Source organism: Pseudoalteromonas sp. T1lg122, from assembly GCF_002964825.1.
Lineage (GTDB): Bacteria > Pseudomonadota > Gammaproteobacteria > Enterobacterales > Alteromonadaceae > Pseudoalteromonas > Pseudoalteromonas gelatinilytica.
This window is the reverse complement of record NZ_PQCG01000001.1, coordinates 664,443-685,100: the sequence shown is the minus strand read 5'-3', so window position 1 is coordinate 685,100 and position 20,658 is coordinate 664,443. Positions and strand designations below refer to the sequence as shown.

At 39.4% G+C, this 20,658-nt stretch carries 19 protein-coding genes and 1 pseudogene; 14 read left to right on the top strand and 6 right to left on the bottom strand.

Annotated features, from left to right (window positions below; translation table 11 throughout):
- The first annotated feature begins 331 nt into the window (after positions 1-331).
- Positions 332-1,630 carry a PAS domain-containing methyl-accepting chemotaxis protein gene (locus C2M33_RS03115; RefSeq protein ID WP_105173680.1) on the top strand — a complete coding sequence of 433 codons (1,299 nt, stop codon included), beginning with the start codon at positions 332-334 and terminating at the stop codon, positions 1,628-1,630.
- Positions 1,631-2,172: 542 nt separating this feature from the next.
- Here C2M33_RS03115 and C2M33_RS03110 read toward each other — a convergent pair.
- Both C2M33_RS03110 and C2M33_RS03105 read right to left on the bottom strand, forming a co-directional pair.
- Entirely contained in the window at positions 2,173-2,493 is a 321-nt protein-coding gene (locus C2M33_RS03110; RefSeq protein WP_063704267.1) for a thioredoxin family protein, read from the bottom strand.
- Between the two features lie 13 nt (positions 2,494-2,506).
- Positions 2,507-3,706 carry an MFS transporter gene (locus tag C2M33_RS03105; protein ID WP_063704269.1) on the bottom strand — a complete coding sequence of 400 codons (1,200 nt, stop codon included), beginning with the start codon at positions 3,704-3,706 and terminating at the stop codon, positions 2,507-2,509.
- 112 nt (positions 3,707-3,818) lie between these two features.
- Here C2M33_RS03105 and C2M33_RS03100 point away from each other — a divergent pair, with 112 nt between their 5' ends.
- The 9 genes and pseudogenes from C2M33_RS03100 to C2M33_RS03060 all read left to right on the top strand — a co-directional run bounded on the left by C2M33_RS03100 (position 3,819) and on the right by C2M33_RS03060 (position 12,586).
- Positions 3,819-4,409: a TetR/AcrR family transcriptional regulator gene (locus C2M33_RS03100; protein WP_063704271.1), complete on the top strand. Its 591-nt coding sequence runs from the start codon at positions 3,819-3,821 to the stop codon at positions 4,407-4,409.
- Between the two features lie 142 nt (positions 4,410-4,551).
- A complete protein-coding gene (locus tag C2M33_RS03095; protein ID WP_105173679.1) occupies positions 4,552-5,037 on the top strand; it encodes a DUF2938 family protein in 486 nt (161 codons plus the stop codon).
- Positions 5,038-6,278: 1,241 nt separating this feature from the next.
- Complete coding sequence (locus C2M33_RS03085; protein ID WP_063704278.1) at positions 6,279-6,593, top strand: DUF6572 domain-containing protein; 315 nt, start codon at positions 6,279-6,281, stop codon at positions 6,591-6,593.
- Between the two features lie 678 nt (positions 6,594-7,271).
- Positions 7,272-7,910: a hypothetical protein gene (locus C2M33_RS03080; RefSeq protein ID WP_105173677.1), complete on the top strand. Its 639-nt coding sequence runs from the start codon at positions 7,272-7,274 to the stop codon at positions 7,908-7,910.
- 121 nt (positions 7,911-8,031) lie between these two features.
- The gene (locus C2M33_RS03075; protein ID WP_105173676.1) at positions 8,032-8,991 is read left to right on the top strand and encodes a DUF7822 domain-containing protein; all 960 of its coding nucleotides are present in this window, start codon (positions 8,032-8,034) and stop codon (positions 8,989-8,991) included.
- A 399-nt stretch (positions 8,992-9,390) separates the two neighbouring features.
- Positions 9,391-9,645, top strand: a complete 255-nt coding sequence (locus C2M33_RS03070) for a YfhL family 4Fe-4S dicluster ferredoxin (RefSeq protein WP_054562570.1) — start codon at positions 9,391-9,393, stop codon at positions 9,643-9,645.
- Positions 9,646-9,753: 108 nt separating this feature from the next.
- Positions 9,754-10,533, top strand: a pseudogene (locus tag C2M33_RS21250) (PAS domain-containing protein); the annotation flags it as partial.
- Positions 10,534-10,632: 99 nt separating this feature from the next.
- Positions 10,633-11,073: a methyl-accepting chemotaxis protein gene (locus C2M33_RS21245; RefSeq protein WP_370626065.1), complete on the top strand. Its 441-nt coding sequence runs from the start codon at positions 10,633-10,635 to the stop codon at positions 11,071-11,073.
- 196 nt (positions 11,074-11,269) lie between these two features.
- Positions 11,270-12,586, top strand: coding sequence for a methyl-accepting chemotaxis protein (locus tag C2M33_RS03060; protein ID WP_105173675.1), 1,317 nt, complete (start codon positions 11,270-11,272; stop codon positions 12,584-12,586).
- Positions 12,587-12,588: 2 nt separating this feature from the next.
- Here C2M33_RS03060 and C2M33_RS03055 read toward each other — a convergent pair whose 3' ends face one another.
- The gene (locus C2M33_RS03055; protein ID WP_105173674.1) at positions 12,589-12,840 is read right to left on the bottom strand and encodes a TIGR03643 family protein; all 252 of its coding nucleotides are present in this window, start codon (positions 12,838-12,840) and stop codon (positions 12,589-12,591) included.
- Between the two features lie 45 nt (positions 12,841-12,885).
- Entirely contained in the window at positions 12,886-13,770 is an 885-nt protein-coding gene (locus C2M33_RS03050; protein ID WP_105173673.1) for a LysR family transcriptional regulator, read from the bottom strand.
- Positions 13,771-13,872: 102 nt separating this feature from the next.
- Between C2M33_RS03050 and C2M33_RS03045 the strand changes: the two genes are divergently transcribed.
- The 3 genes from C2M33_RS03045 (at position 13,873) to C2M33_RS03035 (ending at position 16,309) form a co-directional block, all read left to right on the top strand.
- A complete protein-coding gene (locus C2M33_RS03045) occupies positions 13,873-14,502 on the top strand; it encodes an NAD(P)-dependent oxidoreductase (protein WP_105173672.1) in 630 nt (209 codons plus the stop codon).
- 68 nt (positions 14,503-14,570) lie between these two features.
- Positions 14,571-15,593 (top strand): Kelch repeat-containing protein, encoded by a 1,023-nt coding sequence (locus C2M33_RS03040; RefSeq protein WP_105173671.1) that lies wholly within the window; start codon positions 14,571-14,573, stop codon positions 15,591-15,593.
- Positions 15,590-16,309, top strand: a complete 720-nt coding sequence (locus C2M33_RS03035) for an SIR2 family NAD-dependent protein deacylase (protein ID WP_105173670.1) — start codon at positions 15,590-15,592, stop codon at positions 16,307-16,309. The genes C2M33_RS03040 and C2M33_RS03035 overlap by 4 nt, the downstream gene beginning before the upstream one ends.
- Positions 16,310-16,346: 37 nt before the next feature.
- Here C2M33_RS03035 and C2M33_RS03030 read toward each other — a convergent pair whose 3' ends face one another.
- The gene (locus tag C2M33_RS03030; protein ID WP_105173669.1) at positions 16,347-17,939 is read right to left on the bottom strand and encodes a carboxylesterase/lipase family protein; all 1,593 of its coding nucleotides are present in this window, start codon (positions 17,937-17,939) and stop codon (positions 16,347-16,349) included.
- Between the two features lie 179 nt (positions 17,940-18,118).
- Between C2M33_RS03030 and C2M33_RS21450 the strand changes: the two genes are divergently transcribed.
- The gene (locus C2M33_RS21450) at positions 18,119-19,450 is read left to right on the top strand and encodes a methyl-accepting chemotaxis protein (protein ID WP_105173668.1); all 1,332 of its coding nucleotides are present in this window, start codon (positions 18,119-18,121) and stop codon (positions 19,448-19,450) included.
- Positions 19,451-19,501: 51 nt separating this feature from the next.
- On the opposite strand, the gene C2M33_RS03020 is transcribed toward C2M33_RS21450, so the two are convergent.
- Positions 19,502-20,500: a DUF4382 domain-containing protein gene (locus C2M33_RS03020; protein ID WP_063704372.1), complete on the bottom strand. Its 999-nt coding sequence runs from the start codon at positions 20,498-20,500 to the stop codon at positions 19,502-19,504.
- Between the last annotated feature and the right edge of the window lie 158 nt (positions 20,501-20,658).

Genomic DNA, 20,658 nt, shown 5'->3' with positions numbered 1-20,658 from the left:
AACTTATCGTGTTACTTACCATTTGTTACCATCACGTAAGCCAAGTTAGTGTTAGGTCAAACACTAACTTGGAAACGCATGAGTACATCCAAATATAAGTTCATCAGAGAGTATCAACGCGTGAGCAAACCACGTTAGTGCAATAAGTAACGGAACGATCTTGGTGTGAAAGTATTGTTTAAAACTACGTTTGGAGCTTAGAGTTAACTTACATGGTTTCTAACTTCTCTTTGTACCCATTCATCTTAATGTACTATTAATAACTAATTATATTTGTATGATGATAAGAACCTCTCAAATCTTGAGTTCATAATTCAAAGGAATATTTCTAATGTGGTTTACTAATCGCAAACTGTTATCCGAAAATATTTATTTAAAAGAGCAGGCTGCTGAATACGAAAATATAAAGCATGAGCTCAAAGAAGAGATGTTGTATTTTTTGCTGAATAAAAATAGCACCATCATTGAAGTAAATGAGCGATTTGCAGCAGCGCTAGACCTTCAAGCGAATGATCTAGTTGGTAAAAACCTAAATGATTTGCTCCTAAAAAAATCAATTAATAAACCCCACACACAAAAATTACTCTCGGCAATAAATAAGTTAAACCATTGGCACGGTGCCTTACAATTACAAACTAATACAGGTCGTGAACTGTGGCTTAGAAGCATTTTACAACCAATAAATGGCGAACTTGCCGTGTACTCAGCTGAACTGACAAGAACTATATCTCAATCAAGAGAGAAAGAAGATATGCTTACTGCTCTCAGTCGCTCTTCTGCTGTGATTGAATTTAGTCTGGATGGAATAATACTCAATGCTAACGATAACTTTTTGAAAGCCATGGGGTACTCTCAAAATCAAATTTTAGGAAAGCACCACAGTATGTTTTGTGACTCACATGAAGTTGAATCGAGTTCTTACCAGCAGTTTTGGTCTGAGTTGAAGCAAGGGCGCTTTATTTCAGACCGTTTTAAAAGGATTGATAGCCACGGGAATGAGGTATGGCTTGAAGCCTCATATAACCCAATTCATGACGACAATGGTGTTTTATATAAAGTTGCTAAGTTCGCTACTGTCATTACAGAGCAAATGAGAAGAGAGCAAGCAATCTCACAGACTGCAGAGATTGCTTACGATATTTCAAAGCAAACAGACGCCGATGCAGAAAGCGGATTAGAAGTTGTAAAGCAAACAATATCAACGATGAACGCCCTGTCTAAGAAACTCGAAACAGCCAGTGAAGGTATCAATAAATTAGATGTACAGTCAGCTAAAGTAGCTGACTTGGTCGATAGTATTAAAGGTATTGCAGACCAAACTAATCTACTTGCTCTCAATGCTGCAATAGAAGCAGCAAGAGCAGGAGAACAAGGACGCGGGTTCTCTGTTGTAGCTGATGAAGTAAGGCAGCTTGCATCAAGAACGAGTGCCGCTACTGAGCAGATAATAGGTGTCGTGACTGAAAATAAAGTACTTACACAAGATGCTGTAACTCAAATTGAATCTAGCCTAGTAGAAGCAAAAGATGCATTAGAGTTATCTAATAGCGCAGGGAGTGTAATCGATGATATTCAAAAAGGTGCTAAAGAAGTGGTTGAGGCCGTCAGTCAATTTAAAACGAATCTTTAGTAAAGGGTTATCGAATTAGGGAAGTAGCGTGCTACTTCTTTTTATTTGAAGTTAGGTCAAAACTAGCGAGTATTTTAAAATATCAATTCACTGTCTGGAGTTAGTTGCTCACTTTAAGCCAGAAAAGTTTAGATTATTATTGTGAGTTGGTGCTGAATAAGTGTTTTCAACTAATCCCTGTCAATATCTAAAGCTCTCACTCGATTGCACATCATTTGTTGAATAACTTCTACCCATCAGCTCTATCTAACTACGTATTTAGGAAATACATTATAATGAGGTAAGTATTGCTATTGTCAATAAATGGGAAATTTGAATTAATACTTTTACATTGGATATGTTTCTTTTCGCTTTAACTTATCGGATACAAATCAAACTCCTCACATTATTTTGGGAAATGATATTTTAACTAGCTTGGATGGTTTTGCTGTCGATTTGGCAAATCAAGTTTTTAAAATAAAAATCCCAAACTAGTTATACGAAAAAGACACAACCATGTTGAATATGGTTGTGTCTTTCAGGAGAGTAGTCTGATCAATATTTTAGTTTAATGCTTGATTGACTATCGAAAGTAGCTCACTTTCATTTAGCACACCTGAAAATTGCCCCATATGTTTGCCATCTTTATACAATACAGTTGTAGGGATACTCCTAATTCTGTGCAAATTTGCTAGGTCTGGTTGGGCAATGACATCGACTTCTCCGAGCAAAGCTTTATCACTAAGCTTATTTGCTGCGTTTTTATAAATAGGAGCCATCATCATACAAGGCGCACACCATGAAGCCCAAAACCGAATTAATTTTACACCAGGCTCTGAAACGATAGATTTAAAGTTCTCTTTAGTTACTGATTTGACTGACATGTATACCTCTATATTATGCTATATCTGCAGTTGATTGTTCTTTAGATAGTTCCACCTTTGTTTTATCTAAATACCCACTTAACAAAACCAACATAATGCTTATTGCTACAACAACGGCTGCGACTGTACCAGTTGCTAATAAGTGATAATTTGCTACGACGATTCCTCCTCCCCATGCGCCTAATGCGATACCTGCGTTAAATGCAGAAATATTCAGTCCTGATGCAGCATCTACAGATTGAGGGGCGTACTTTTCTGCTTGCTGAACAATGTAAAGTTGTAAAACGGGTATACTGCCAAATGCTAAAGCGCCCCATACCATTATTAATGGCACCATTAGATAAGGGTTAGCAGCTACAGGCTCTATAAGGGCTAAAACACAACTTAAAATGGCAAACATAGAGACCATCGTTTTAATTGGCCCTTTATTACTTGCCAATTTCGCGCAAAAAATATTGCCAATAGTTACGGCAATGCCGTAAAGCACTAAAACCATACTTACTGTACTCACAGAAAACTTGGTCACATTTTGTAAAATTTCAGAAAGGTAGGTAAAAGCAACGAATGCACCGCCATAGCTAAATAAGGTAATAAGTAAAACAAGCAAGATTCTAGGTATTAAAATAATACTTAGTTGTTGGTGTAATTTAGCAGGACTAGGGCGCTCTACTTTTTTTGGCAAATATAGCCATTGTGCAACAGCGGAGATCAAGCCAAGAATACTTATAAATAAAAAGGTTGCTCTCCAGCCGAAAAGATCTGATATAAAAGTCCCTAATGGAACCCCTGATACTAAAGCAACGGTTAGTCCCATAAAGACAAGAGCGATCGCTTGACCTGATTTATCTTTTGATACCAAATTGGCTGCTACAACAGTCGCCATTGAGTAAAAGACTCCTTGCACCACGCCTGCTAGTACTCTAGACAATAACAGCATTGCATAACTGTTGGCCTGCCAAGCTATAAGGTTAGCTAATACAAAAGCGATCATCAGCGTAACAGATAGAGTACGTCGCTCTATTTTCCCCGTAGCGGCTGTTAATAGCGGCGCAGAAACAGCAACTCCTAAGGCATACAAAGAAACTAATTGACCAGCTGTTGGAATATCAACATTCATATCATTAGCTATGGCTGGAAGTATTCCCACTACAACAAACTCAGCCATTCCTATGGCAAATGATGCTGCAGCGAGAGCGTATAATGCGATTGGCATATTATTTCTCGTTTAGTTTTGGATTGGTTGATCCATAATTTAAACGAGGTAAAAATGCTTGTCAACAACTTATGGATTGACTAATCTATAATAGTTTTTTTAAGGAGTAGTTATGGCTAGAACAGGTCGACCTAGAAAATTTGACCGAGACATCGCATTAGAAGCTGCGATGAATATCTTTTGGGCTAAGGGTTTTGAAAGCACCTCATTAGCTGATCTTAGAGATACATTAAATCTATCTTCAGCTAGTTTTTACGCAGCCTTTGGCTCTAAAAAAGAGCTTTTTGAAGAATGCCTAAGCCTCTATACGCAAACATGTGGTGAAGTGACCTCTTACTTAGATAATGACAGCGTAAGGCCTAGGGAGGCTATGCAAAATATGTTGAATCATCTGATCGAAGTCCAAACATCCTCAACTTCACCTTTAGGCTGTATGGCTGTTTTGTCTGGTTTAAACTGTTGCGATGATAATAAAGATGTTGAGGAGTTAACTTATCAAGTAAGAAATAAAACGACGGAAGCTATTTTGCGTTGTGTAATTCGTGCAATAGATAAGGGTGAATTGCCAGAAGATATCAATGCAGACGCATATGCTTTAATGATTGATAGCTTTGTTAAAGGAATATCAATAAAAGCGAAAGATGGTTATAAGAAAAAACAGCTTCAAGAGGCTGTTGGTCTCTTACTTTCTAATTGGCAGTAATTTCAATGTAAACAATTTCTACCATTTCTGAGTCTTTACTGTTTCTATTTTAGAGCAACATTCAATTTTAATGCTAGATATTATGGAATAATCGATCCATAATTTGTTCGCTATTAATAACTTTGCCTAAAAGTGGAGATGTATGGAAAATATTATACTTTTTTGTTTAATTGTTGGTGTAGGTTCAACAATTGCTTTAGATGTTTGGGGTGTTCTAGTTAAAACGATTACAAAGATCCCGCCGACTGACTGGGGCATTGTTGGACGTTGGTTAATCGGTATCACATCTGGTAATTTTGTTTTAGACCAGAGCAACAAAAATGCACCATCTTTGATTGAAAAAGCGACTGGTTGGGTATTTCATTACTTAGTCGGTATTGCATATGCAGCTCTTATTCTGCTTATTTATGGTGTTGGTTTTATCGAAAACCCAACGGTAATGCCTACTGTTATAGTCGGTGTAATTTTAAGTACTCTCGCAGGTCTAGGTATACTCATGCCTGGATTAGGTGGTGGTTTTTTTGCGCGTTTAATTCCGAATAAATTTCAGACCTATGCCTACATTATTGTTGCGCATATCATTTTTGCTATTGCTCAATTTGGTTTTGCGGTTTGGTTTAGCCGTTAACTCAAACTTGAAGTAGAGCGTTATAAATGAATAAACCCAATACTATCGAAGTGTTGGGTTTTTTATTACAAATTGGATTGGAACTGCTAGCTGTTTTATACAAATTCTTAAAGGTATTTAGCTACTACTCTAATTCAAAGTATATGTCCTCAATTAGCCTCTTTTAGATAATTACCAACTCGCAATCCTAGTTAGTGTTAGGTCAAACACTAACTAGGAAACTCATGAGTACATCAAAATCACAATTCATCAGAGAGTATCAACGCGCGAGTAAATCACCCTAGGGCGATAGGTAACGGAACGATATTGGTGTGAAAGTATTGTTTAAAACAAAGTTTGGAGTTCTGAGTTAACGTCCTGGTTTTTAACCTCTCTTTGTACCCATTCATCTTAATGTACTATTAATAACCAATTCCATTCCATTCCATCATATGCAAACAAATAACTTTAAGCATGACGCTCTAATTAGTAATCAATTATGAGAGTAATAATACACCTTTATTTGATTGGCAGATATGACTTCAAAACAACCAATGCTGACATCGAGCGGTTATGTTATATGCTCGTTGTTCACTCACAACCGCCCTTAGACTATTTACGGTAGCAATCTTGAGCAGAAAGCGCTAGTCCAGATCCTACTGACTCGAAGCAGGGCTGCAATGAGCTAGAGCCGAAGAGCAGCTAGATAGTCATTGCTTAAAGACGATACTTGTATTTTGTTAGGTTTTCTTTTTTATAGCAATACCTTAGAAACTTTGTTAGAACTATATAAGATAGATAAATGAGCGTGGCATTGGCAGAAATATGTGCGATGAGCACACTAAAAAATTAAATGAACATGAAGGTTTAGAGTGTCTATTAAAATGTATAAAAGGATTTTGAAAGGACTCTTGTTTGGCATATTAGGCTACACAAGTACTATGTTTGGAATGTCATATAGAAGCAGTGAGCAGTTCATTTTAGCTCAAAAACGCTGCTTAAATGGCATCTTAGAGTCTTGTTTATCAGATAGTGATAAAGTCACACTACTTGTTAGTTGGTCACCTTATAATTTGTACTACTTAATTGTTTTATTAATTAGCTTTGCAATACTAATATTGTTAGATGACATATTGAAATTTGTGTCACTTGCATATAACAAGGCAAATCAAAAGCGCTGACAAAACCAGTTGCTTTGCTCTTGCTTCACAAACCGCATGCCACACAAAGACTTAAATATCACGTAACTTAAGGAATCTAACATGGATGACCCTATTCAGGGCTTAGATAAAATCGATATCGTTGGAGAAAGAAAAGGTGGTGGTGTCGATTTGGTTATTATAGTGTCAAGTGCACTAAGGGATTGTGAGTATCACGAACAACTTCTGAAAACTAAGATTCAAAGCTATACGGATACCATCTTCTCCGATGAATGGATATCCAAGTATGGTCAGGGTAATAGCGATATTTATATCAAAGCCCAAGTAATTCCTGAACAAGAAATTATTAATCTAATAGGTGCAATTAAAAAACACCTAAAGGAATTCAATATTGATTTGTGGTTGGAAGTTGCATAACAAATTAACGCTGCGTATTGCTGTAGCCTTTTCGCATTACGAATAAGCAGAAAAATATGTAACTCGCACTATTAAATTCTTATGCATCTATGGACAGACCAAATGGACGCAGACATTGAACTAAATATCAGCTTCAGATTCTTGGCTCTTTCAGAAGAGTTAGTAAGCGAAGCTAAATTAAGCCTTAAAGTCTCTTTAGTGCTGATATAACAATTCAAGAGTATAAACGTGGTTGCTTTAAATCACCATTTGGGTAAAAGTAGCCCCAACAATCTAATAAACAAGTACAAAAAACAGTTTGCTGTTTTGGCTCCTCAACATTTAGCAAACAATTTTTAGCCCCTTATCGGCGCATTGATACTTATGGAAGATTTCTGCACTTGTCTCGAAAATTAAAGTTTGTAACTGCAATATCACAGATGACTGAAAATGGTGCTTCCATTTATGGTGGTTTTAATCATTTCAGAGGTGAGGCTATATTCACGTCCACTTTGAATACGTGTTATTTCGAAGACAAAACTCTCGTAAAGGTCAAAGGCGGGGGGTTAAATGGTAGCAACTATAAATGCTCTAGTAGTGGTGAGTTTTACAGAGTAATGAAATTTGATAGGTTGTACTAAACACGTACTTAACAAAAAAATTATGCCGCACGCAAGCTGATTAGGACACAAGGAAAGTATGAAGATTGTTTTTAAGTTTATTGGATTGATTTGGACTATTTCTTTCCTTTCGTTTTTTGTTCTATTCATCTACGTGGGAAGTGGAGGTGAAATACCTCCTTTAGTTCAAGAGTATGTGATCTACTCTCAGACAGTTTTATCGTCTTTTCTCACTTCAAACTGGTTTTATGTTGTTTTTGTAGTTGGTTGGTTTGGAGTTTGTTATGGACTAGGAAAAGAAAGTGGCTGGCAAAACTTAGCTAAAAGATACAGAAAAAATAATGACTGGGGTTTAGAAGAAAGCTTCCGAATTGGAAGTGGGTATATTGGTAAAATACGACATAACGGAATCTTAAAGGTTGCAGCAAATAACAGGGGGCTTTATTTAAGAGTGCTTTTTCCCTTTAAGTTTGGTCATAAAAACCTGTTTATTCCCTGGCAAGAAATCTCGGCTGTTACATTAGAAAGTGGTTTGTTTTCAGAAAATACTCCGGGCTTTCTCAAGCGTATGGCTAAACCAGTTTCAAAAACTGAGTACTTAAATATTCAACTACATGAGTTCCCAAAGCAGCGTTTAACTATTCAAAGTTCTGAACAATTAATTCGCTATATTCCGAAAACCTTGAGAGATAGTGCAGAGAGGGCGGTTAATAAATAACCGCCTCGGTTAATCATTAGTGCTCGTTGGGACAAAAACACGCAGGCTCCCTTCGCTCCCTTTCGTATTATAGCCTGCGTATTTGTGCCCCAAGTGGGTGTTATGTATTTAGGAGTATCAATTGGCAAATCGTTCTTATCTATTTTCATCTAATATAAAACCTAATGATAGTAACTCACTAGTATTAACTGGTTTGTCTGAATGGAATTCAGAAATCCCTCTTCTATATAAAATACTTTTTTCAGGAGGGAAAGCTGAGGAATGTAAATCTTTAATCTGGAATTTAGATGAACCTCTAGCACTATCTATCAGTTATGAAACAGCAATAAAAAATATTTGCTATTTTAACGAAATTGTTTCATCTGTTTATGAATCAGATGTAATTAAGTCAGCAATTAAGTTTTTATTAAAAGATGAAAATCGAGGTGAATTTTTATTTTTAGAACCCTATGAAATCTACCTTTTAAATGATGAAGTTGAGCTTGTACAGCAACGAGACCTCTTAGCTGAACTCCATTTGTTGGACGTAAAAAAAACTGCGGAAGATTTCATCCAGAGTAATCACAAAAAGAATAAAAAAAGCTTTAAATCAATTTTTAAGAAAAATTCGATAGATTGTAGGAAATTTGAAGAATCCCTTATTCTTTTGGGCTTTAACGAGTGGAGCAATCATTTATGCTACGCGCCTTATCCTCCTGAAGAAAAAGTCGATACACCCAGTTATGAATATTCTAAAATTGTTAAGTTTGAGCTAAGTAACCTTAATTCTTATGCTTGGTTCAAAAGTATTGAAATTAACAGAGATTCTAAGCAAGTTCATCTTGTAGAACATCGAAATAGACGAGAGTTTATAGCTTTATTAGTTGATGAAAATCGAGATGTAAATGACAGGCTGAATTTTAGGTTTAATATAGAGCCTAAAACAAAACATGATCTAATGCATGTTTTTAGTTTAATAAAAGGCTTTGGAAAAGATGATGTATGGAGGCTAAGTTCTTCATCTTTAGAAAATAAAGATGGCGAGATTACCCTACGCTCTGTAAGTGAAATAGAAGAGTATTCTTTTAAAGAAAATACATAACAAGCCGCTAAATACTTATTTTCACTACCCGGCTAAAATTTATAAATTTTAGCCACTTCGCGCCTACAACAGGATCGCGGAGCATTACGATTAAATCCTCTATCGCACTTTTGTCCATAAACGAATTATGTTCATATGACTCTGCCCATACCGAAATCCCACTTAGTCACCATAAAACCTCTCACTTATTTCATCACATAGCTTGGTTCGATAGATAATCTCACTGCATTACTACTGAAATATCGCTCTCGAAGGATCTTAACTACTTTTAAACTTGATCTAGATCAAAGAAACTTCATTCGCAGCAATCTATATTACGCGGCTGCAATTTTCGCTGCTTTTTGAAATCTAGATTAGCTTTTAAAGGCAATACTCCATCATCGTGCTTAAAGGTGTGTCATGGCATTACTCATCAATAACAAATGTATTAACTGTGATATGTGTGATCCTGAGTGCCCGAATGAGGCTATTTATATGGGCGCGAAGATATATCAAATAGACCCAAATAAATGCACTGAGTGTGTTGGGCATTATGATAATCCTACATGTGTTAGTGTGTGTCCTATTGATTGCATCAAGCCAGATCCAAATCACCGTGAAACGTTAGATGAGCTGGCTGAGAAATACGTTAAATTGACCTCCCAAGCTTCTTAGTTAAATCACCTTTCTTAATTCTTTTTGCTTATCCTAAAGTAGCGCCCTGCGTTAATTGTTCTACAATTTTATGAACAACAACACGTTAATAAAAAATCAGGGCGTTTTATGTGGTTTAATAAATCCTTACAGGCTGAAATTGATGCGTTAAAAGCTGAGCTTTATCCGCTAAAAGATCTCACTTCAGGTATTGATGAAGAGATGTTGGTGCTTAGGCTGCGTGCTGATGGCACAATGGCCTATATTAACCAGAACTTTTTAGATGAATTAGGCTACTCGCACAATCAGCTAATTGACTCGCCCTTCCAAGATATTATTACTGAACAATCTCGAAATACTGACCAGTTTAAAGACCTAAAAAACGCCATTGAAAATCAACAGCATGGTGTAGGGCACTTACAAATAACTCGCTATGACGGCAAGCTTGAGTGGCTACGATTAATTGCTCACCCGGTACACACAGAGCAAGGTGAGCTTAATTACTTTGCTATTTACGGCACTGTGCTTACCGATGCTATTTCTACTTCTCGTGAACAGCGTGATACTATAAATGCAATCTATCGCTCGATGGCGGTTATTGAGTTTGACCTTGAGGGCAAGGTTATTAACGCAAATGAACCGTTTTTAGAGAGTATGGGTTATAAAAAAGATGAGATCGTTGGCAAGCACCATCGTATGTTTTGTGATCATGCACTTGCTGAATCTGCGGAATATGAGAAGTTTTGGCAGCGCTTAAGACGTGGTGAGTTTGTTGTTGATCGCTTTAAACGTGTTGACCGTCATGGCAATGAAGTGTGGCTTGAAGCTTCATACAACCCCATTTCAAATGATTTTGGTGAGCTTTACAAAGTGATGAAGTTCGCCACTGTGATCACTGAGCAAGTTAATCGTGAGCATGCAATTTCACAAGCGGCGGAAATTGCGTATGGCACATCAACTGAGACCGATAGACTCGCTCAACAAGGGGCTGAGGTGTTACAAAACACCATGACAGTGATGAATGAATTAGCTCAGCAGATGGAGCAAGCAGCCCAAGAGATTTCAGCCCTCGATAAACAGTCACAACAAATTGCAGCCATTGTGCAAAGTATTAGTAGTATTGCGGAGCAAACGAACTTACTGGCGCTAAACGCAGCAATTGAGGCTGCTCGTGCTGGTGAGCAAGGCCGAGGCTTTGCGGTGGTGGCTGATGAAGTCAGGCAGCTTGCGTCAAGAACCTCAAAAGCCACTGAAGAAATTGTTGAAGTAGTAAATAACAATCAGTCACTTACGCAAAATACGGTAAAGGTTATTGAGCAAGGCAAGGTGAAAGCCGAGCAAGGTGTGTCTTTATCAAATGAGTCTGGCAAGGTGATGGAAGACATACAACACGGTGCGCAGCAAGTGGTTGATGCAGTTGGACAATTTGCAAATCAACTGAATCACTAACAAAAAGCCTACTCAGTTAGGCTTTTATAATGCTATTTGATTAAATTATTTCTTATTTTGCTTCAAGAAACTTCCTAATGTCTTGAAAGCGGCTATTTGTCCAACTTTTTTACGCTAATATCATCGAACGGTACAGATTTAGTAGTCCTTATCGAGCTACTCTGTGATGATTTTAGTATTTAAGGTGGGATGATTTATGTTTTTTACCCAGCCATTGAAAGAAAGGATAGCTCAGTTAGAAGATGAATTGTTTCGTGTATCTCAAGTGAAAGATACATTAGATAATAGAATGTTTACGCTGGAACTTGATAGGGAAGGTCGTATCACGTTTGCCAATACGCAAGTATTAGCAGAACTCGGCTTTACAGAAGCCCAATTAATAGGAAAACCTCTGCTTGACTTGGTGCCTAGCAGCGCCAAAGACGCAAAGCATTACCTTCATTTTAAACGAGCTATTTTAGACAAATCAGCTTGGGTCGGTGCTGTTCAACTTTTAAATGCGCAGGACCAGCATGTTTGGTTAAGAGCATTTTTTCATCCAATTTTAAATAAACAGCAGGGCTTTGAAAAGTTTGATCTTCATGCCAGCGTGCTGACCCGAACAATTGAAACATCGCGAGAAAATAAAGACTTAGTGAAAGCAATTAATCGCTCTATGGCAGTTATTGAGTTTGATTTAGAAGGCCATGTTTTAAAAGCGAATGAGCAATTTCTCGCTGGGGTCGGTTATACAAAAGACGAAATTATAGGTAAACATCACCGGATGTTTTGTGAACCAGCCGAAGCAAATTCAACTGGCTATGCTGAGTTTTGGCAGAAATTACAAAAAGGCCAATTTATCTCGTCACGATTTAAGCGGGTGAATAAATTTGGTGAACCCATTTGGTTGGAGGCGACTTACAATCCGGTTTTTAACGAGCAAGATGTGCTTTATAAAGTCGTTAAGTTTGCAACTGTGATCACCGAACAAGTGAATTTAGAAATGGCTGTGTCGCAAGCGGCTGACATCGCTTACGGCACATCCACCGAAACTGATAAAGCAGCAAAGCAAGGTGCCACTGTTTTAGATGAAATGGTTCATGTAATGGACGATTTAGCGAAACAAATGGAACAAGCCGCAGCTGAAATGGCTGAACTCGATAAGCAATCGCAGCACATTGCTGCCATCGTACAAAGTATTAGTAGTATTGCGGATCAAACAAACTTACTGGCGCTCAATGCGGCAATTGAAGCGGCTCGAGCCGGTGAGCAAGGTCGGGGTTTTGCGGTGGTGGCTGATGAAGTCAGGCAGCTTGCTTTAAGAACCTCTAATTCGACAGTTGAGATTGTTGATGTTGTAAAACAAAATAGGTCTTTGACTAAACATACGGTTGAAGTAATCGAATTAGGAAAAACGAAAGCTGAGCTGGGTTTTAACCTCGCCTCTGAGTCAGGAAATGTGATGAGCGACATTCAACATGGCGCTCAAAAAGTGGTGGATGCAGTTGGCCAGTTTTCTCAAAAGATAAAGTAATTTTATCTATGTTTATATTGGGTCTTACAGTAACCACGGGATATATCTGGATGGCGTAGTTTTAAGTGTTTGGTTTGCCTACCCGCTGCGCGTTTTCGCCAAAGTTTAAAACTCGAAGGTGTTAATTGCTCACGCATTAGCGCGATAACGTTTTTTTCGTTTAAACCAAATTGTTGGTTTATTGCTTCAAACGGGGTTCTGTCTTCCCACGCCATCTCTATGATGCGTGATACTTCATGATCTAAATGCTGCATTACTACTCCTTTTTATAGCCTATACGTATTTGCAGCAGATTTAGATTATAAGATATCGTGTTGCCAGTGCTCGGCTAAAAAGTCGATGAACGCTCTGACCACATTTTGTTGAAAGTTACGTGATAAATACACTGCCCATAAGTGAGAGCCTATAGTTGTATGCTCTGGCAGTACTTTAACAAGCTCACCTGATGCCAAATAGTCATTGGCGAGATCGCAAGGTAGGTGAGCAATGCCCATTCCTTGTTTTGCAGCTTTTAGAAGTACGCCCATATCGTTGGCAACAATGTTGCCCTTCACGGTCACTTTTTGTGTGTTGTCGTCGTGTTGAAATTGCCAAATAGTGTGTTTGTTATGAATAAGGCAATTATGTGCAGTTAAGTCATTCGGCTCAAAAATCGGTGGGTTCGCAGCTAAATAATCGTTAGAGGCACATACTGCGGTTGCGATATACATTAGCTTACGGGCAATAAGACCTTCGTCAGGCTGGTGGATGTAACGCAAAGCGATATCAACGCGGTCATCAACCAGCTGCGATAAACTATCTGAAAGTAACAGTTCAAATCGCGTCTGTGGGTGGCGTTTGGTAAACTCTTTAATGGCATCAAACAGTTTATGTTGGCCAAGCCCAATCGGAGAGGCAACGCGAATAGTACCCACTAATTCGTTGTTATGGCTATGCGCTCGGCTTTGTAAATCAGATACTTGATTTAATATTTGCTGGCAATAGCTAAGGGCTTCTTCGCCTTGAAGGGTCAAACTTACTTTGCGTGTTGTACGATGAAACAATCTTAAATTTAGCCACTTTTCTATATCTTGAATATGCCTAGAAACTTGTAATCGGCTTAAACCTAAATGCTCTGCAGCCTGAGTAAAACTGCCTGTACGGGCCACTTCGACAAAGCTAGTAATTGAATTGAGTTTATCCATTGGTATCTTAAAGTGAAACAATGTGTATCTATATAGTGTATTTATCAGTAATTAGTGAACAAGTAAACTGCAATCATTGAAACAAACAATGGAGAATTCCTCATGAAATTAGCAGTTATTGGCGCAACAGGTTGGATTGGCAGCCACATTACTTCAGAAGCAATCGCACGTGGTCATCAAGTAAATGCATTAGTTAGAGACGCAAGTAAAGTAACCCAAGATAACGTTACTGTGACTGAATTTGATTTAACTAAAGACGATATCGCAACTGCAGCTGCAGGTAATGATGTTGTTATTGCGGCAATTGGTGGCCGTGCTTTAGGGAACCATGAAATTGTGGCAAATACAGCAAAGCAATTATTAAACGCGCTTGCAGGTACTAACACACGCATTCTATGGGTGGGCGGTGCAGGTAGCTTAGAAATCGCACCTGGTGTAACACTGGTATCAAGCCCAGATTTTCCTGCTGAATACAAAGCAGAAGCCATAGCTCAAGGTGAAGCACTTGATGTATTTAGAGCATCAACAGCAGATACAGCTTGGACTTTTGTATCACCAGCTGCGGTCATTTACCCAGGTGAGTCAGAAGGCCCGTACCGTGTCGGTGGCGACAGCTTCTTTACTGATGCAAAAGGCGAAAGCAAAATATCAGTTACTGATTATGCTAAAGCAATGCTTGATGAAGCACAGTCGGCAGCGCATTTAAATCAACGTATTAGTATTGCTTACTAATAGCGAGCCTTTCTTCAGGCTCATAAAATGGTATTCTTAAGCGATGTGTTAAGTTACCTATTTAATTTATGAGCCTGCTATTTTCTATTGCACTTGCAACTATTCCTGCCTTACCAGAAGCCGTCGCGAACAACGCTGTAGCCAAAGTTGTTATTGATGAACAAGCCTACTTTTTAAGCTTTATGGGCTTGAGCTCAGGCAAATCACATACCGATGTTCACAACAAAGTGTGGGTCCTTAAAGTGGGCGATAACGCGTGGCAAGCGGCTAAAGCCGTGCCAAGTACATTGCCCCTCACTGGTCGTCTAGCGAGTACAGCAGTGGGTGTGGGTCAGCATGCCTATGTATTTGGTGGGTATACCGTTAGCGCCGATCATCAAGAAATCTCTACACCCGATGTATATCGCTATGATGTGCTCTCTAATTCATATACGCAACTGGCCAATATGCCTGTGCCGGTGGATGACAGTGTGGCGCTCTCGTACCAGCAGCGTTATATCTATTTAGTCAGTGGTTGGCATAACGATGGCAATGTTAACTTAGTACAAGTTTATGATACGCATACAGATACTTGGCAACAGGCTTCGCCATTTTTAGGTCAACCGGTATTTGGCCAAGCGGCGGCAATTAGTGGAAACACTTTATTGGTGTGTGATGGCGTTAAGACACAGGCGAATGCTGATAAACGCCGTTCTTTCGCTGCGGTTGCACAGTGTTTAAAAGGTACGATTGATGCTGATAACCCATTAAAGATAGATTGGCGTACGGTACCGCATCCTACAGGTGTTGCCCATTACCGTATGGCAGCAACCAGTTTTAATGGCGACATTTATATGATGGGCGGCTCTGATAACCCATATAACTACAATGGCATGGGATACGATGGCAAACCAGCGCCAGCGAGTGATCATGTTTGGCGCTTTGATGTTGATAAAAACACGTGGCAAGTGATGCCAAAAGCCGATACCGCGAGCATGGATCATCGAGGTTTATTAGAGCACCAAGGAAGTTTGTATCGTCTTGGTGGTATGGATAATAATCAACAAGTGACAGCCGATGCACTTGCTTACAAGGTAAAGTTATCTCTATGAATACACTCTATATTACAGGGGCGGGAGTGAGTGCCGCTAGCGGTATACCGACCTTTCGTGGCGAAGATGGTTATTGGACCATTGGCAGCAAAAATTATACGCCGATGGAAATGGCAACGCGTGCTATGTACGAAAACAACCCCCGCGAATTTTTAGCTTGGTATTATCATCGTTTTGCAACCTATCGCCATCACGGTCCCAATGAAGTGCATCATTGGTTGAGTGATAAAAATCTCATTACGCAAAATATTGATGGTCTTGATGGCAAAGCAGGTAACACCGACTTTATTGCTATTCATGGTCGCTTAGATCAAATGACACTGTTCCACCATCAAGGTGACGATGTGATGGCTTTTAACGCGCCGTGGGAGAAGGTTAACGAAGACAACCTCCACAACTCCTTGCTTGAGGTGTTCAATATCAATAACGAAAGCCCCAAGCTCAACGAGTCATTTAAGCCTTACGTGTTGTTATTTGATGAATACTACACTGAGCTTTATCGAATCTCTGAGGCGCAACAGCGTATGATCGATGCCGATAAAATCGTCTTTATCGGCACCTCGTTTAGCGTCAATATTACCCAAATGGCACTCGATATTGCACGCAGTCAAGGCACGCCAATTGAAGTGGTTGACCCAGATCCTACTCACGTATTTCATCCTAATGTGACATATCACAAGATGACAGCGCTTGAGTATGTTCAGCAGCAAGGGTAAAAAATAAGGCGCTTTAATTAAGCGCCTTATTTAATTATTACTTTTCAGCTTTGGTTGCTGTGATGTTTAACCGCGCTTGTAAGGGGTCCGGTAAAAACTCTGCAGTCCCTGATTTATTCATTTGCAGTATAAAAGATTCATCATTTTTATATGCTTGCCAAGTAGGTAACCCTGGACCATTTGGTGTGCCTAATTTAATAAAATTGGTCACATAACGGTGCATTATTTTAGCGGCTTGCTTATCTTGCTCAGTGGTAACGTGTCCATATTTAGCAGCCACAGTATTAAAAAAGTATGGAATTTCGCTGGCGTGCTCTGCACCGGGTTTATCTAAGGTTTGCGCCACATAACCAAAACGATACAAAAAGGCTTCCTTACCCATATCTGTCACACGTTTTGCAACGAACTTTGCTGGCTCTTGCATTAACGCATCTTGACCAACTTGGTAATTGAGTAAAGGCAATGGCGTTTCGCCGCTTGCATCGTAAGTCATTTTTGCTTGTGTACTGTGCGGAGCAAAACTTGCGAATAGCGCCTCTTTAGAAGCAAAATTAGCAAAGCCTAAATCCATATCTGTTGTACCGACCATGGTCGCAACATGGCTAAACGTGCCTTTACTCAAGCGCGCTTCTGTCGCCGAATTGATGATGGTGCCATCAATAATTGGCCCGCCAACGTACGTAGGTTCAACATCATTTTGTCGATTTAATGTGCTCAAATTTAGGTTATCAACCACCTCTTCGGCAGATAACTCACGTAGTGCAGCAAGGGCATTTTCATCACTGCCTAAAATGGTGTGTTGTTTGGCAAAGTTTTCGCCAATTTTTTCGGCGCTTAACACGGTGTCATCATCACTATTAAGTGGTAACTGCTTAAATAGTTCTCGTCCTCCCGCTGACATAATAATCGCTTGCTGGAATAAGCCATTTGCAGCAGGGGTTTGCATCATCGCATGTACCGATGCGCCTCCTGCAGATTCACCCATGAGTGTCACTTTTGCAGCATCACCACCAAATTGAGCTATATTTTGTTTCACCCACTCTAGAGCCGCGATTTGATCCATTAAAGCGTAATTGCCCAGTGCATCGTTCTCAAAACGACTAAGAGCTGGGTGCGCAAAAAAGCCAAATCGGCCTAGGCGATAATTAAAGCTAACAAAAATAACCCCTTGTTTAGCAAAGCTTTCACCCGAGTAAACAGCGGGTGATGCGCCACCATTTACAAAGCCACCCCCGTGTATCCATACCACAACGGGATAAGGAGTATCGCTGTGTTTAGTGGGTTTAAACACATTTAAATAAAGGCAATCTTCCGAAGGGGTTGTTGTAAGCGGTGCAGCGTCGGCTGCAAACGGCTTTTGCATACAGTCAGGCGCGTAATCGTTAAGTACTTTTACATCTTGCCACTTAGGCACAGGTTGCGGTGCTCGCCAGCGTAACTCTCCCACCGGAGCTGCTGCATACGGAATACCTTTATAGGCAATAAAACGCCCTTCTTTTTGCCCTTGGATAAGCCCGCCAGTGACGGCGATTTGATCTGATTGAGGTTGTTCTTGGCAGCCTTGCAGAAATACAGCAGAGCCTAATAGAAAAGATGAGTAAAAAATCGATTTGAGAATACGCGATGTCATAACAAAGCCTAGGCTGTTTGGGGAAGGCTTATAATATTATATATTTGGCCATTCTTTAAGAGGAAAGCGCTTTAGTGTAAAAGCTATCTATAGGTTAAGCTGCTAATCATTAAGAAAAAAGAATTATTTTGTAATTTTATTCCTCGCTCTGCTGGGCTAAACTTTAGCTAAGTACCTTAATGACTGGTGTTTCAATGTGGTTTAGTAAAAATAAAGATCAACTCATTGATGCGTTGCAGCATGATGTTGATAGAAGTCAGCAATATTTAGCTGGGATCAGAGAAAATATTGCTTATATCGAATTCACACCAGATGGAACTGTTCTCGAAGCTAATGATTTGTTTTGCAAAACAATGAAAGTGCAAGCTGGCGATATTATTGGTCAGCATCATCGTAAGTTTTGTGCGCCTGAATATAGCAGTTCAAAAGAGTATCAAACGTTTTGGCAAGATATCGCTAAAGGCCAAGCCAAGTATGGGGTTTTCTCGCGAGTTAATGGGGCAGGCGAAGCCATTTGGCTGCGTGCAACCTATTTTCCGGTACGCGGTGATGATGGCAAGGTACGCTGTGCAATTAAGTTTGCTTCAGAAATAACCAAAGAAGTCGAAAAACTTGATGAAATGTCGGCAATTTATGATGCCGTTAATAAAAGCACTGCAATGATCCGCTTTACGCCGGATGGTCATATTATTTCTGCGAATGATAATTTCTTAAATGTTGTGGGTTACAGTCTCGCTGAAATCCAAGGTCAGCATCATAAAATGTTTTGTTATGACGACTTTTATCAAAAGAACCCCAACTTTTGGCAAGAGCTGGCGAACGGGCGCATTTTTTCTGGGCAATTTTCTCGTAAAAAACGTGATGGCAGCCCGCTTTATTTAGAGGCAACCTATAACCCTATTTTTAATAAACAGGGTAAAGTGACACAGATCATTAAGTTTGCATCTGATGTCACCGCTAGAGTGAACAGCACCGAAGAAGTGAAACATGCAGCAGAAAATGCCGGACACACGTCGGAAGAAACCTCGCAAGTCGTGACAAATGGTCAGCAACGAATTTTAAGCAGTGTTGCGTCATCAAAAAAAGTGAGCGAGCAGGTTCATCAAACCCGTGAACTGTCAGATGTGTTAGCACAGCAGTCATCACAAATAGGTGAAATTGTAACAACCATTAATAGCATCGCAGAGCAAACAAACTTACTCGCCTTAAATGCAGCGATAGAAGCTGCCAGAGCCGGGGAGCATGGTCGCGGTTTTGCGGTGGTTGCCGATGAGGTTAGAAATTTATCGCAACGTACTTCTGTGTCGACCAGCGAAATATCAGGCCTTATTGGAAAGACGCAAGAGATCGCAGCAAAAATGACGGCTCTTATCGAAGAAATAGAAACACTGTCTGGTGAGTCTCAGCAAAATGTTGAAGAAGTCAGCATGATAATGGAAGACATTAAAACAGGTGCAGATAAAGTGGTGGATCAAATATCCGAAGTAATTATTCGTTACGATACACTATAAACAACAAAAAGCCCGCAATGCGGGCTTTTTAATGGGGTATTGATTCCAATATTATTCAGAAACAGTGAAAGACACGTCTAAGTCTTCACCCGATGTAACTGTAATTGGTTTTACTTGATAAAGCGTAAATGCTTCGTCTTGCGTTTCTACGTCATCGATATGTGCTGCACAGGTATAAGCAAGTTGATAATCACCAGGTTGAATGAACGCAAGTTCAAATTCGTATTGGTTATCTTCGCTATCGAAAACAACATCCGCCGTTGCAAGAGGTGCATCTAATGGTGTTTCATCTTCGTTAACTTCATAGTTGTCCATTGGCATTTCAACATCGCTGCTATATAAGTAAACAGCATGACCGAATGAACCATCTTCTAGTGCGATATCGATATTATCAGTTTCACAGTTAGCGATAAGTACATCGCTTACAGTGCCTTCGATATCTTCAGATTCAGCAAGGTTTTCTAAGCGAACACCGCGTGGTTTTAAGAAGATCTCATCACTATTTTGTGGATCAACTAATGACTTTTTAAGGTCAAACTCAATAACAAACTCGTTACCAGCTTGGTTAAGGGTAAAACCATCAAGTTGGATTTCACCGATACCATCGTTGCCTTTACGTTTAACAACCAGTGGTGCAATGCTGTCATCTTCGTATACAACATGCGAAGTCATGGTTAAATCGTTTGTGTCACCATTGATCACATCTGCACGGATCCATTGATATTCGCCAGCAGGTACTTCTTCATCTTCTAATAAAGAAAATACATCATCACCTGTGTAGTCTAATAAGTTAACCATTTCAGGCATGGTTTCATCATCATCTTCACGGGTCTCAAAAGTGAACTCTTCACCACCTTGGGTTTTCAATGTGATTGAATCAAACACAACATTAACAGCTTTTAAACCTGTCACTGGTGCATCAGACACACCTAATGTGAACTGTGCAGTTTGCGGCTGAGGATCAACCGTATCATTCTTGTCGTCATCTGAGCCACAACCAACAAGTGCAAATAAAACGGCGCTGCTAAGTAATGTAGTTTTAAAGTTCATCATTTCTTCCCTTTGTGTTCTAAAAATTCCCTAATAGTTTAGTCACTAAAACTTAATGTAACTTGAATTGCTAATGATAAGTTTCGATTAACACCTTTGTACCTTTTATGTAACAACCTGAAAGTCACAAAAAATATAAATGCAAATTTAGCGTGCTT

Coding starts and splice junctions, on each gene's coding strand:
- C2M33_RS21245 (WP_370626065.1), top strand. CDS start 10,633: ATGACAGTGATGAATGAATTAGCTCAGCAGATGGAGCAAGCAGCCCAA.
- C2M33_RS03035 (WP_105173670.1), top strand. CDS start 15,590: ATGAATACACTCTATATTACAGGGGCGGGAGTGAGTGCCGCTAGCGGT.
- C2M33_RS03070 (WP_054562570.1), top strand. CDS start 9,391: ATGGCATTACTCATCAATAACAAATGTATTAACTGTGATATGTGTGAT.
- C2M33_RS03060 (WP_105173675.1), top strand. CDS start 11,270: ATGTTTTTTACCCAGCCATTGAAAGAAAGGATAGCTCAGTTAGAAGAT.
- C2M33_RS03115 (WP_105173680.1), top strand. CDS start 332: ATGTGGTTTACTAATCGCAAACTGTTATCCGAAAATATTTATTTAAAA.
- C2M33_RS03030 (WP_105173669.1), bottom strand. CDS start 17,939: ATGACATCGCGTATTCTCAAATCGATTTTTTACTCATCTTTTCTATTA.
- C2M33_RS03080 (WP_105173677.1), top strand. CDS start 7,272: ATGAAGATTGTTTTTAAGTTTATTGGATTGATTTGGACTATTTCTTTC.
- C2M33_RS03095 (WP_105173679.1), top strand. CDS start 4,552: ATGGAAAATATTATACTTTTTTGTTTAATTGTTGGTGTAGGTTCAACA.
- C2M33_RS21450 (WP_105173668.1), top strand. CDS start 18,119: ATGACTGGTGTTTCAATGTGGTTTAGTAAAAATAAAGATCAACTCATT.
- C2M33_RS03100 (WP_063704271.1), top strand. CDS start 3,819: ATGGCTAGAACAGGTCGACCTAGAAAATTTGACCGAGACATCGCATTA.
- C2M33_RS03045 (WP_105173672.1), top strand. CDS start 13,873: ATGAAATTAGCAGTTATTGGCGCAACAGGTTGGATTGGCAGCCACATT.
- C2M33_RS03055 (WP_105173674.1), bottom strand. CDS start 12,840: ATGCAGCATTTAGATCATGAAGTATCACGCATCATAGAGATGGCGTGG.
- C2M33_RS03020 (WP_063704372.1), bottom strand. CDS start 20,500: ATGAACTTTAAAACTACATTACTTAGCAGCGCCGTTTTATTTGCACTT.
- C2M33_RS03105 (WP_063704269.1), bottom strand. CDS start 3,706: ATGCCAATCGCATTATACGCTCTCGCTGCAGCATCATTTGCCATAGGA.
- C2M33_RS03085 (WP_063704278.1), top strand. CDS start 6,279: ATGGATGACCCTATTCAGGGCTTAGATAAAATCGATATCGTTGGAGAA.
- C2M33_RS03050 (WP_105173673.1), bottom strand. CDS start 13,770: ATGGATAAACTCAATTCAATTACTAGCTTTGTCGAAGTGGCCCGTACA.
- C2M33_RS03110 (WP_063704267.1), bottom strand. CDS start 2,493: ATGTCAGTCAAATCAGTAACTAAAGAGAACTTTAAATCTATCGTTTCA.
- C2M33_RS03040 (WP_105173671.1), top strand. CDS start 14,571: ATGAGCCTGCTATTTTCTATTGCACTTGCAACTATTCCTGCCTTACCA.